Consider the following 12,300-nt stretch of genomic DNA (forward strand, 5'->3'; position numbering starts at 1 on the left):
TCGTTGTAGAAACCATCATGACGCGCGCTCAGTTCGCGCCGTTGTCGTTTGCCGTACGCGCGGGCGCCATTCGCAGCGCATCCACCGACTTGACCAGCCCCCATGCGCCGACGCCGCCCAACGCGAGCGCGCCGAACCACCAGGACGTCGGCCAGATCTCGAGCAGGCTCTCCCTGGTGAGGACGAACGGCGATTTCAGTGCGACGATGACCACCGCGGTGTTGTAGCAGGCGTGAATCAACATTCCCGGCAACAACGATCGGGTAGCCGCATAGAGCTTTCCGATCAACAAACCGAGTCCGAATGCGAGCGCGAATTGATACACATTCAAGTGTGCGAGACCGAACACGGCGGCCGAATGCGCGATAGCCGTTCCCTCCGGGTACTGTCGCAAGAAGCTGCGCAGCATCACGCCGCGAAACAACATCTCTTCGAGTAGCGGCGCAATCACGCAGGTCAATACGATCAGGCCGAGTCCGCCATTCGCATAAACCTCGTCGGCGTCCTCCCGGCTTCCGCTCCACGGGAAAAACTGCCCGACGCCGACTTCAAGCACGCTCATCGCCACGAGCAATGCCGGTGTGATCAGCAAAACGGGCACGAGAAATCGCCTGATCGTCGTTCGCCAGGAATCCACGCTGTCGTGCAGCAGGCTACGGTAGGTCAATTTGCTGTGATGAAGCAGCACCGTAAATAAGAGCCCGTTCGCGAGCACCCTTCCGATGCTGGCGATCGCCATCGTCTGAAGCCCTGCGTTGCGGCCGAGCGACCAGATAATCGAGTTCGTCAAATACTCGACCAGGTTCAGCACGACGACGATAAAAAACGCTTCCAGCAGATTCGGGAAGCAATAGTGGCTTGAATCGGGTTTCATCTGGCTCTGTACGATGTCGCAGACGGCACACGCGGTGATTGCGCGCTCGGATGCCTGCGGCCGATCTCATCGGATCGGCATTTTTATTTATAGGAGCACATGGCCGATGCGACGCATCGCGACTTGCGCCGGCCTTCGTCCTCCACTATCCATTCATCATGAAAAAGTAACCGCTTGTCACGGGGCAGAATCGTCGCTCATGGCATGTGTCGTGGCAAGCGACATTGAACATCCCTTACGATCGAAAAAGCAAGACTTTCGATTCACGTCGCGCGTTCAGGAAACTTCAATATCAGGATATCGGCCGATTTTTTAAAATATTGAATGTTTTGCTGACGGCGCAGCCTTTCGGTGTTTTAAAGCACCGGTTACTTGACGCACCAGTAACGCGCGGCGAATTCCTTGTTGATTGTCACCGAGACCGTCCCGTAAGCGCCGCGCGGCGGTTTGCCGTCGGTGCAGGCGGCGCTGTCCGATACCTCGTACGTGATATTGCCGCGCTTGAACGACCAGTCGGTGCTCACGCACGGATTCGTTCCGCCCGTGGTTTCCGTGCCGCCGCGCACGTCGACGTCCGGCTTCCCGTCGACCGGATGCGGCTTGTTCCATGCGCGGTAGCGCAATGCGCGATCCGCCGCGTGGTCGATCACGATGTGATGCTTGTCGGTATCGCAGACGAAGCCGTCGCGCGTCGGTTGCGCGTGAGCGGCGACGGTCGCCCACGACGTGCAGGCAATCACAGCGAACAGCAGGGATGGGCGGAGCGTCATCACGATCGGGCAGCAAGCAGTTGAAATCGAGAAACCATACCATCACGCGCCACCCGCGCCCACCCGCTCCGCGATCGTCGACACCATCCGCAACATCGGCTCGAACGCGTCGGCCGACGTATTGCCGAAGCCGAGCACGAGCCCGTTGCCGGCCCGCGCCGCATCGATCGCGAAACCCGACAGCGGAAACGGCCCGATGCCATGCGCGCGCGCCGCTTCGACGATCGCGCGATCGCGATAACGCGCCGGCAGCCGCAACGCGAGATGCAGCCCGCACGGGCCGCCCTCGACCTGATGCGGCACGCTCAGGCTGCTGTCGAGCGCGGCGAGCAGCAAACGCCGCCGGTCGCGATACAGCCGGCGCATCCGCCCGAGATGCCGGCCGTACTCGCCCGTCTCGATGAAATCGGCCAGCGCGAGCTGCACGTGGCGCGTCCCGCCGCGCAGCATCTCCGGCAGCGCCGGCCGCACGGCGGCCAGCAACGTGTCGGGCAGCACGAGAAAGCCGATCCGCAGCGCCGGAAACATCGTCTTGCTGAACGAACCGAGATAGACGACCGGCGAATCGGACGCGAGCCCCTGCATCGCGCCGATCGGCTCGCCGGTGTGACGGAATTCGCTGTCGTAGTCGTCCTCGATGATCCACGCGCGATGGCGGCGCGCCGCATCGATCAGCGCGAGCCGGCGCGAGATCGACAGCACGGCGCCGGTCGGGAACTGGTTCGACGGCGTCGTGTAGACGAGGCGCGGCGGTCGCTCGCGCCAGTCGTCCGGTTCCGCGCGCAGCCCTTCCGCGTCGACCGGCATCGGCACGACGTCGAGGTCCGCCGCCTGCATCGCGGTGCGCGCGCCGCGATAGCCGGGCTCCTCGACCCACACCGTATCGCCCGGATTCGTCAGCAACTGCGCGCACAGCGCGATCGCGCCCTGCGCGCCCTCGGTGATCACGATTTGCTCCGGGTCGCAGCGCACGCCGCGCGTGACGGCCAGATGGCGCGCGATCGATTCGCGCAACGCGGGCTCGCCGAGCGGATCGCCGTACGCCAGCAGGTCGCGGCCCGCGCGGCGCAACGCGCGGTCGATCGCGTGCCGCCACGCGTCCACCGGGAAATGCGACAGCGCGGGCACGCCCGGCCGGAAACCCTCCGATTCGCCGGTGCCGACGAGGCTCGGGCGAATCCGGCCAAGCCGCTGCGCGACGGCCGGCGGCGCCGCACGCCGGCGCGGCGGCGTGGGCCGCGACAGCCCGACGACCCGCGTGCCGCGACGGTCCGACTGCAGGAAGCCTTCGGCGACGAGCTGCTCGTACACGGCGGCCGTCGTATTGCGCGACACGCCGAGCGTTTCGGCCAGCGCGCGCGTGCCGGGCAGCCGCGTGCCGGCCGGCATCGCGCCGCCGAGAATCGCGTCGCGCACGCGGCGCAGCAACTGGCGCTGCAGCGAAGGCGCGCCGGGCGCGCGCGCCAGCGGCGCATCGAGCGGCAGCAACGGCGCGTCGGCGGAAGGAAAGGCAGTCGTCATCGGAACATTGCAGCGTGAAAGGCGGGAACGGGACGGATGGGCGGTGGCGCACCGGTAAGCGCTCATACGCCTGACGGCCACCGCTCATGGCACCATAAATTTGCCATACTCTGGCGCTTCTCATGGTACCTCGCCGGGACTACGATCGTCTGCATGCCGGCATGTCGCCGGCCGACAACCGAAGCGAGATCGACCTTGCCCACGCTCACCAACGCTTTCCAGCAGCCCATCGGCCACCCCGTTCCCGACTGGTCCGCGCGTCCGCGCCCCGAGCGCATCGCGCTCGAAGGCCGTTACTGCCGACTCGAACCGCTCGACGCCGAGCGCCACGCGGCCGACCTGTACGCCGCCTACGCGCAAGCGCCCGACGGCAGCGACTGGACCTATCTCGCGCACGGCCCGTACGCCGACGCGTCCAGCTACCGCGACTACGCGCGCGGCGCGCAGGCGAGCGCCGATCCGCTCCACTACACGGTGATCGATCGCGCCACGGGCCGCGCGGTCGGCACGCTCGCGCTGATGCGCATCGATCCGGCCAACGGCGTGATCGAGGTCGGCTCCGTCACGTTCTCGCCACTGCTCAAGCGCACGCCGGTGTCGACGGAAGCGCAGTTCCTGCTGATGAAGTATGCGTTCGACACGCTCGGCTACCGGCGCTACGAATGGAAGTGCGACGACCTGAACGCGCCGTCGCGCAAGGCGGCTGCGCGCCTCGGCTTCCGCTACGAAGGCACGTTCCGGCAGGCGATCGTCTACCGCAGCCGCAATCGCGACACCGCGTGGTTCTCGATCATCGACGGCGAATGGCCGGACGTCCGCGCCGCGTTCGACGCGTGGCTCGCCCCGGATAACTTCGACGCCGAAGGCAACCAGCGCCAGTCGCTCACCGCGATCCGCCACGCGCAAGCCGCCGCGCGCGATGCGGCCAGCCGCGCAAACGACGCCACGCGCGTCACGGTGCGCCCGCTCGTCGCCGCCGACGAAGCCGCGTGGCGTCCGCTGTGGCAGGGTTACCAGACGTTCTATGACACCGCGCTGAGCGGCGCGGTGTTCGCGACGACCTGGGCGCGCCTGATGGACCCGGCCGAGCCGATGTTCGTGCTCGGCGCGTTCGACGCGTCCGGTGCGATGGTCGGGATCGTGCATGCGATCTACCACCGCTCGTGCTGGACGGAAGGGCCGTACTGCTACCTGCAGGACCTGTACACGGCGCCCGACGCGCGCGGGCAAGGCGCGGGCGGCGCGCTGATCGAGGCCGTGTACGAACGGGCCCGCGAAGCCGGCGCGAGCCGCGTGTACTGGCTCACGCACGAAACCAACACGACCGCACGTGCGCTGTACGACAAGCTCGCGAACAACGCCGGGTTCATCCAGTACCGGCACGATCTGAAGAAGTAACGTCGTCGCCCGGACGGCGTGCGTCGCCGTCCTCCGGCGCGCCATCACACGCCGAACCGTCCATACCCGACACCGCTGCCGGGTGGATCATCTCGTCGCCATTGGCCGGCACGGGCCGCCGCACCGGCCGGAACACCGGCTCGCCCGGCTCGATCGTCTGCCCCGAGAGCGCGCAGCGACCGGGCTGCAACGCGACGCGCAGGCGCCAGCGCTGCTCGCCGTAATGACAGCGGCCGCTCTCGACCCATCGCACCAGCAGTGCATCGTCGCCCGCCTCCAGTACCGTGACGAACAGTTGCGGGCGCAACGGCGACGCCGCGGCCGTCGCGTGCGCCGGAATCGGCGCGAGCGGATGCGCGACCACGCCGTCGCGCGACGGCGGCGCATCGTCTCCGTCGAGCGTGGACGCGAGCACATCGCACGATCGGTCTTCTTCGCAGATCAGGCTTTCCATGATGTCGAGCATGCTTGACGGATTTCCGTGCAGGTGGACCGACGCAGGCGCAGCACTCAGCGCCGCCCCATCGGTTCGCGCCGCAGGAACAGACCGATCGCCGCGCCGGCAGCCGCGCGACGGCGGCATGGCGGCATGGCGGCATCGGCCGCGACCGGCGCTTCGGTCATCGTCACCGCCATCGAAGCGGCAGCGTGCAACGGGATGCCTGACGCGAGCGCAATCGGACTGCCGCACATGATACAAATTGAAGTTAACTTCAAGTAAAGGGGTAGCGTGCGCAACGATCCGTTTCGGCGATGACGACAATGGCCGGCGCGACGCCCGACGGCGTCCTGATTTAAGCTGTTGGCCTCGCCCCCGACAACGCTGCGCACCTACGCATGCCGACCGCCTCCCCCGCCCCGGCCACGCTGTTTCCGCTCGACGAGGCGTGGTCCGCCTTCCCGCGCCGCAAGGCGGCCGTACGCGCGTTCATCGCCGGATACTGCGCCGCGCGCGACCGGCGCGATGCGCCGCTGCACGACGGCCCGGACGGCCATGTCGTGCAGTTCGACGACGCGATGGGCCGGCCGTTCGAGCATTTCATGATCGAGGGTGCGCCCGTCGCCGGCGCCGGCCCGTTTGCCGTCGGTGCGTGGATCACGCGCTACGGCGCGGCCCCGCTGCCGCCCGCGCTGCACGGCAGGACGCGCCGGCTGACCGACGAGCACTTCATGGCCGCCGATATCGACGGGCTGTCCGGCGACGACGCGCTCGCGCGAGCACTCGCCTGCGACACGCCGGACGCCATCGCGGCGTTCAACGCCAGCGGCGTCTTCCCGCCGTTCCAGCCGAATCCGGCCGCGGTCCTGTTCGCGCACCGCATCGACGGCCAGATCGCGGCCACCGCGCGCTATGGTTTCGCGTCGCCGCGCGATATCGTCGTCGACCGCGTCGGGACGGCGGACGCATACCGGCGTCGCGGCCTGGCGACGCAGCTGCTCGCCGCGATCGTCGCGCACGCGCGGCACCGCGGTGCGCAGCGCGTATGGCTCATCTCGACCGAAGCCGGCCAGCCGCTGTACCGCGCTGCGGGATTCACGGCGCTCGCGACGGTTGCCGTCGACGAAGTGCTCGCCTGACTGCGGATCGAGCAACGCTGCCCGTGGCGGTTCGTCTCGCGATTCGTCTCATTGCGCTGAGACGAACGTCCCGGCGTCTCACTCGACTCGCCGCTTCGCTATCGCAGCAAATTCGACCCGCCATTTCTTCCGAACCTTTACCGGACGGCGAAAAGCGACATGGTGCAGTGCGCGTACCGGCATCTTCCGACCGCCACGCACAGCCCCGATTCACGCTGGCCCCGTTCCTGCATACCGGTCGATCGCGCAATCGCGCGACGGGCGCACCGGCAGCGTTGCCGCACGCCCGACGACAACCTGACGGAGACAGCAACGTGAGTACACCGGCATCGATCACCCCGCCCAGCATGAAAGCCGCCGTCTGGCATGGCCGCCACGACATCCGCGTCGAACAGGTTCCCGTTCCGGAGCGCCCGCCCGCAGGCTGGGTCACGATCCGCGTGCACTGGTGCGGCATCTGCGGCTCCGACCTGCACGAATACGTCGCCGGGCCGGTGTTCATCCCGGTCGACGCGCCGCATCCGCTGACCGGCCTGAAAGGCCAGTGCATCCTCGGCCACGAGTTCAGCGGCGAGATCGCCGAACTCGGTGCGGGCGTGTCGGGCTTCGCGGTCGGCGACCGCGTGACGGCCGACGCGTGCCAGCATTGCGGCACCTGCTGGTACTGTCGGCACGGGCTGTACAACATCTGCGAGAACCTCGCGTTCACCGGGCTGATGAACAACGGCGCGTTCGCCGAATACGTGAACGTGCCGGCCGAACTGCTGTACAAGCTCCCCGATAATTTCCCGACCGAGGCCGGCGCGCTGATCGAACCGCTCGCGGTCGGGCTGCATGCGGTGAAGAAAGCCGGCAACATCGTCGGGCAGACCGTCGTCGTGGTCGGCGCGGGCACGATCGGCCTGTGCACGATCATGTGCGCGAAGGCCGCGGGCGCGGGGCGCGTGATCGCGCTGGAGATGTCGGCCGCGCGCAAGCAGAAGGCGCTGGAGGTCGGCGCGAGCGTCGTGATCGATCCGAAGACGTCCGACGCGATCGCGGAAGTCAGGGCGCTGACGGGCGGCTACGGCGCCGACGTGTCGTTCGAGTGCATCGGCCACACGACCACCGCGAAGCTCGCGATCGACGTGATCCGCAAGGCCGGCAAGTCGGTGATGGTCGGCATCTTCGAGGAACCGGCGCCGTTCAACTTCTTCGACATCGTGTCGACCGAGAAGGAAGTGATCGGCTCGCTCGCGTACAACGGCGAATTCGCGGACGTGATCCGCTTCATCGCGGACGGCCGCATCGACGTGCAGCCGCTCATCACCGGACGCATCGCGCTCGGCGACATCGTCACGCGCGGCTTCGAGGAACTGGTCAACCACAAGGACCGCAACGTGAAGATCATCGTCCAGCCGGCCGTCTCCTGACCGCACGGCATGCGCGGCCGCGGCGTCGATTCACGCCGCGCCGCGCAGGCTCGCGTACCGCCAACGCATCCCGATCGACGACGTGCCGCGACACGACACGACACCACGGCGCGATCGTGCAGGACGCCCCCGGCCCTGCTGCCGCGTGCGCCGATCAATCCGCCGGCCGCCGCACGCGAGTCCGGCGGATCGCCGTCGCGGCAGGCGACACCGCAACCGCGCACGATTCTTCGATATACTGGGCCGAACCCTTTTCGGGGCAACAAGGGCAACGGCGCCTTTCGCGCGTCCGCCCCGACCTGCGTGGACTAGCGCACCGTGAAACCGCGAGCCGGACTGATTCTCGAACTCTTCGTCAACCTCGTGCTGCCCTGGGTGGCCTATCGGGTCGCGCATCCGTATTTCGGCGAAACCGGCGCGCTGTACGCGTCGGCGGTTCCGCCGATCGTCTGGTCGATCGTCGAATTCATCCGCTCGCGCCGTGTCGACGCGGTGGCGGCCATCGTGCTGCTCGGCATCACGCTGTCGATCGTCGGAATGGCGTTCGGCGGCAGCCCGCGCACGCTGCTGATGCGCGAATCGATCGGGTCGGGCACGATCGGCATCGTGTTCCTGCTGTCGCTGTTCCGCGAACGCCCGCTGATCTACTATCTGGCCCGCGCCACCGTGGCCCGCGAGATGGACGGCGGCGCCGCACACTTCGAAGCCGTCTGGGACGCGCAGCCGGGCCTGCGGCAGATGCTGCGGCTGATGACGTTCGTGTGGGGCGCCATCATGACGATCGAGATGCTGCTGCGCTGGTGGATGGTCGTCAACTGGCCGGTCGAGCGCGTGCTCGTCGTGTCGCCGGTCATGGGCTATACGGTGTTTGCCTGCCTGCTGCTGTGGACGTTCTGGTACCGACGGCGGATGCGCGTGCGCAACAGCGTCGACATCCCCGGCCGCAGCGGCGTCACCGAGACGGCCGGCCGCTGACACGCGGCTGGCCCGTTGCCCGGCGGCATGTCACGGCGCCTGCTGTATGATGCGCGGCGTCTCGTCCGCCGATCCGTTTCCCGTCATGTCCCTTTCGCTCCTTCCGTGTGCCACGATCTGGATCGCCCTGTTCGCGGCCGCCGCATTCGCATGGCATCGCCCGCTGCACGGCCTGAGCATCGGCCTCGCCGCGCTCGGCTATGCGGGCGCGCTGGCGTTCGGCCAGCTTGCGCCGATCACGCTGGCGCCGTTCGCGCTGCTGATCGCGGCCGGCTGGGGCGTGCTGCCCGGGCGCCCGCTCGCGGTGCGCATCGCCGCGCACGTCGTCTTTGCCGCGCTCGCGATCGCGCTGAGCCTGCACCTGATTCCCGGCTTCCATAATCCGCGCGTGATCGGGCCGATCCGCTTCACGCCGGACGCCGTGCCGTTCACGATGTACCTGAATTTCGACAAGCCGCTCGTCGGCCTGTGGCTGCTGTGGATGCTGCCGTGGGTCGCCCCCGACGTCGCGCTGTCGCGCGCGCTGCGCACCGGCGTCGTGGCGGCCGTCGCGACGGCTGCCGCGTGCCTGGTCGGCGCGCTCGCGTTCGGGATGGTCGGCTGGGCGCCCAAATGGCCGCCGTCCGGCTGGCTGTGGCTCGCGAACAACCTGTTGCTGGTGACGCTCGCCGAGGAAGCGCTGTTCCGCGGCTACGTGCAAGGCGGGCTGACCCGCGTGCTCCGCGCCTGGTCATGGGGCCCGTGGGTCGCGCTCGCGGCCGGCGCGGTGCTGTTCGGCGCCGCGCATGCGGCCGGCGGCTGGCCATGGATCGTGCTGGGCACGGTGGCCGGCGTCGGCTACGGGCTCGCGTGGCGGCGCGGCGGCCTGCTCGCCGCCGCGCTCGCGCATGCGGGGCTGAACGTCGTGCACTTCGGCCTGTTCACCTATCCAATGCTCGCTACCGCGCGGTGATCGCGCCGACGCCTGTGTCGCCCGCGCCGCCGCTCAGTTGAACCCGGCCACCGCGTGCGGCACGTACGGGCGTTCGAGCGTGGCGATCTCGTCGTCGGTCAGCTTCAGCGCGAGCGCGCCGAGCGCATCGTCCAGTTGCCGCGGCTTCGAAATGCCGACGATCGGCGCGGTCACGCCGCGCTTTTGCGCGACCCACGCGAGCGCGACCTGCGCCCGCGGCACGTTGCGCGCGGCGGCGATCGCCGCGACGGCCTCGACGACCGCCTTGTCGGCGTCGGCCGTCGCGTCGTAGAGCCGCTGGCCAACGTCGTCCTTCTGCTGCCGTTCCGACGACTCGTCCCAGTTGCGCGTCAGGCGCCCGCGTGCGAGCGGGCTCCACGGGATCACCGCGATGCGTTCGTCCTCGCACAGCGGCAGCATTTCGCGCTCTTCCTCGCGATACAGCAGGTTCAGGTGGTTCTGCATGCTGACGAAGCGGGTCCAGCCGTTCTGCTTGGACGTGTGCAACGCCTTAGCGAACTGCCACGCGAACATCGACGACGCGCCGATATAGCGCGCCTTGCCGGCCTTCACGACGTCGTGCAGCGCCTCGAGCGTCTCCTCGATCGGCGTGCCGTAGTCCCAGCGGTGAATCTGGTAGAGGTCGACGTAGTCGGTGCCGAGCCGCTTCAGGCTCTGGTCGATGTCGGTCATGATCGCCTTGCGCGACAGGCCGGCGCCGTTCGGCCCCGGCCGCATCCGGTAGAACACCTTCGTCGCGATCACGACGTCGTCGCGCTTCGTGAAATCGCGCAGCGCGCGGCCGACGATCTCCTCGGACGTCCCGTCCGAATACATGTTCGCGGTGTCGAAGAAGTTGATGCCGGCCTCGACCGCGCGCTGGATGATCGGGCGGCTTTCCGCTTCCGGCAGCGTCCACGGGTGCGTGCCGCGCAACGGCTCGCCGAATGTCATGCAGCCCAGCACCAGCTTCGACACATCCAGCCCGGTCGACCCGAATTTCACGTATTCCATTGCACGCCTCGCCACTCAAGTTGGGGGTTGCGGCCGGATGCGCGCCGCGCATCCGCCAGACGTTGCATGGTATCCCGCATGCCGCGAACGCGTATGACCGCGCGCCGCATGCAGGCTGCGTGAAAGGACGGACCTCGAAGGACGAACCGGAAGGCCCCGGTTACTTGGCCTGGTCGGCGATCGGCTGCAGGAACGCGGAGAAGCCGGTCAGCATGATCTGCACGCCGATGCACAGCAGCAGGAACGCCGACACGCGCTTCGCGACCTTGGTCCCTTCGCTACCGAGGTAGCGCGCGAGCAGCGCGGAGCGGCTGTAGACCTGCCAGATCACGAGCGCGACGAGCACGGACACGGCGATCGACACGATGCTCGACAGCATGAATTCCGACAGCTTGTGCGTGCGGTTCGCGTTCAGCGCGATCGCGGTCGCGATCGAGCCGGGGCCGACCGTCAGCGGCACCGTCAACGGGAAGAACGCGCGCGTCATGATCGCGTTCGCGTCGATCGGCTTGACCGGCGTGTCGCCGCCACCCGGACCGTCCGGTTCGTTCAGCATCTGCCAGCCGGCGACGGCAACCGCGAAGCCGCCGCCGATCCGCAGCGCTTCCATCGAGATCCCGAAGAAATGCAGCACCGGCGTGCCGGCGAAGAACGCGACCATCAGCACGACGAACGCATTGAACGCGACCTTCCGCGCGAGCAGATCCCGTTCGTGCGCGGTAAGCGCCTCGGTTCGTTCAAGAAACAGGAACGCGATACCGATCGGATTGATGATGCCGATCAGGCCGGTAAAGCCGAACAGGATCTCGGAGACAAGGCGATTGACGATCATCGTGCGAAGCATCGGTCGGGACGGGGCCGGCAGCGCGCCGGGGGTCACGCATTGTAGTGCAAGCGCCCGCGCCCGAGATGCAAAATGCGGCCGGCCCGGTTCCGCCGTCGATCGTCGTGAAAGTTCGTCGCGCGGCCTTATTCGGTGCCCGTCTCCCACGCCGGCGGCCGCTTCGCGAAGAAGGCCGCGAAGCCTTCCTTCGCCTCCGGCGTCGCCCGCACGCGGGAGATCGTCTGCGCGGTGAACGCCGTGCGTTCGTCCGACGGCGGATACTCGCCGATCGCATCGAAAAAGCGCTTGATCTCCATCAGCGCGTGCGGGCCGTTGCGGCCGAGTTCCGAAAGCGTCCGCTCGAGTGCGTCGTCGAGCGCATCGAGCGGCACGGCCTGATGGATCAGGCCGATCGCGACGGCCTCGGCGGCCGCGAGCTGCGTCGCGGTCAACGCAAGCCGGCGCGCCTGACGCTGGCCGACCGCCTCGACCAGATACGGGCCGATCACGGCCGGCAGGATTCCGAAGCGCGCCTCACTGACCGAAAAACGCGCGTGGTCGCTCGCAATCACGATATCGCACGCCGCGCACAGGCCCACGCCGCCGCCGAACGCGTGGCCCTGCACGCGTGCGACCGTCGGTTTCGGGCACTGCCGGATCGCGCGCATCATCGCGGCGAACCGCTCGGCGTCACGCAGGTTCGCGGCGGCGTCGTTCGCGCTCGCGCGCTGCATCCACTGCAGGTCGGCGCCCGCGCAAAATGCGCGGCCATCCGAACGCAGCACGATCGCGCGTACGTCGTCGCGCCGGCCGAGCGTCGCGAACGCGTCGGTCAGCTCCGCGATCATCGTCTCGTCGAACGCGTTCAGCACGTCGCCGCGCTGCAGCGCGACGGTCGCGATGCCGCGCGCATCGACCGCGACGGCCAGGGTCTTCAATTCATCCATCGAACAGGTTTCCTCGGGTAGAACGGCACACATCGA

12 protein-coding genes are annotated in these 12,300 nt (G+C 68.1%); 5 read left to right on the forward strand and 7 right to left on the reverse strand.

Features of this window, described 5'->3' with window-relative positions; translation table 11 throughout:
• Positions 1-28 precede the first annotated feature (28 nt).
• From GJG85_RS19465 to GJG85_RS19475, 3 genes are all read right to left on the reverse strand, one after another.
• Positions 29-874: a type II CAAX endopeptidase family protein gene (locus GJG85_RS19465; RefSeq protein WP_050012756.1), complete on the reverse strand. Its 846-nt coding sequence runs from the start codon at positions 872-874 to the stop codon at positions 29-31.
• A 368-nt stretch (positions 875-1,242) separates the two neighbouring features.
• Entirely contained in the window at positions 1,243-1,644 is a 402-nt protein-coding gene (locus GJG85_RS19470; protein ID WP_239468975.1) for a hypothetical protein, read from the reverse strand.
• Positions 1,645-1,686: 42 nt separating this feature from the next.
• Entirely contained in the window at positions 1,687-3,165 is a 1,479-nt protein-coding gene (locus GJG85_RS19475; RefSeq protein WP_050012757.1) for a PLP-dependent aminotransferase family protein, read from the reverse strand.
• A gap of 195 nt (positions 3,166-3,360) precedes the next feature.
• Between GJG85_RS19475 and GJG85_RS19480 the strand changes: the two genes are divergently transcribed.
• Positions 3,361-4,563, forward strand: a complete 1,203-nt coding sequence (locus GJG85_RS19480; RefSeq protein ID WP_050012758.1) for a GNAT family N-acetyltransferase — start codon at positions 3,361-3,363, stop codon at positions 4,561-4,563.
• Here GJG85_RS19480 and GJG85_RS19485 read toward each other — a convergent pair.
• Positions 4,532-5,029 (reverse strand): DUF3331 domain-containing protein, encoded by a 498-nt coding sequence (locus GJG85_RS19485; RefSeq protein WP_089489419.1) that lies wholly within the window; start codon positions 5,027-5,029, stop codon positions 4,532-4,534. The two genes, GJG85_RS19480 and GJG85_RS19485, sit on opposite strands and share 32 nt — an antisense overlap.
• 371 nt (positions 5,030-5,400) lie before the next feature.
• On the opposite strand from GJG85_RS19485, the gene GJG85_RS19490 reads away from it, so the two are divergent.
• The 4 genes from GJG85_RS19490 to GJG85_RS19505 all read left to right on the forward strand — a co-directional run bounded on the left by GJG85_RS19490 (position 5,401) and on the right by GJG85_RS19505 (position 9,480).
• The gene (locus GJG85_RS19490; RefSeq protein WP_089489420.1) at positions 5,401-6,141 is read left to right on the forward strand and encodes a GNAT family N-acetyltransferase; all 741 of its coding nucleotides are present in this window, start codon (positions 5,401-5,403) and stop codon (positions 6,139-6,141) included.
• 347 nt (positions 6,142-6,488) lie between these two features.
• Positions 6,489-7,553 carry a 2,3-butanediol dehydrogenase gene (locus GJG85_RS19495; RefSeq protein WP_089489421.1) on the forward strand — a complete coding sequence of 355 codons (1,065 nt, stop codon included), beginning with the start codon at positions 6,489-6,491 and terminating at the stop codon, positions 7,551-7,553.
• A gap of 318 nt (positions 7,554-7,871) precedes the next feature.
• Positions 7,872-8,528 carry a VC0807 family protein gene (locus GJG85_RS19500; protein WP_050012762.1) on the forward strand — a complete coding sequence of 219 codons (657 nt, stop codon included), beginning with the start codon at positions 7,872-7,874 and terminating at the stop codon, positions 8,526-8,528.
• Between the two features lie 85 nt (positions 8,529-8,613).
• On the forward strand, positions 8,614-9,480 hold the full coding sequence (locus GJG85_RS19505; RefSeq protein WP_050012870.1) for a CPBP family intramembrane glutamic endopeptidase: 867 nt from the start codon (positions 8,614-8,616) through the stop codon (positions 9,478-9,480).
• Positions 9,481-9,513: 33 nt separating this feature from the next.
• Here the strand turns inward: GJG85_RS19505 and GJG85_RS19510 are convergent, their stop codons facing one another.
• The 3 genes from GJG85_RS19510 to GJG85_RS19520 form a co-directional block, all read right to left on the reverse strand.
• A complete protein-coding gene (locus GJG85_RS19510; protein WP_050012763.1) occupies positions 9,514-10,494 on the reverse strand; it encodes an aldo/keto reductase in 981 nt (326 codons plus the stop codon).
• Between the two features lie 160 nt (positions 10,495-10,654).
• Positions 10,655-11,326 (reverse strand): MarC family protein, encoded by a 672-nt coding sequence (locus tag GJG85_RS19515; protein WP_027780810.1) that lies wholly within the window; start codon positions 11,324-11,326, stop codon positions 10,655-10,657.
• Positions 11,327-11,463: 137 nt separating this feature from the next.
• Positions 11,464-12,264, reverse strand: coding sequence for an enoyl-CoA hydratase-related protein (locus GJG85_RS19520; protein WP_050012764.1), 801 nt, complete (start codon positions 12,262-12,264; stop codon positions 11,464-11,466).
• Positions 12,265-12,300: the final 36 nt, after the last annotated feature.

Source organism: Burkholderia sp. MS389, from assembly GCF_016899425.1.
Lineage (GTDB): Bacteria > Pseudomonadota > Gammaproteobacteria > Burkholderiales > Burkholderiaceae > Burkholderia > Burkholderia sola.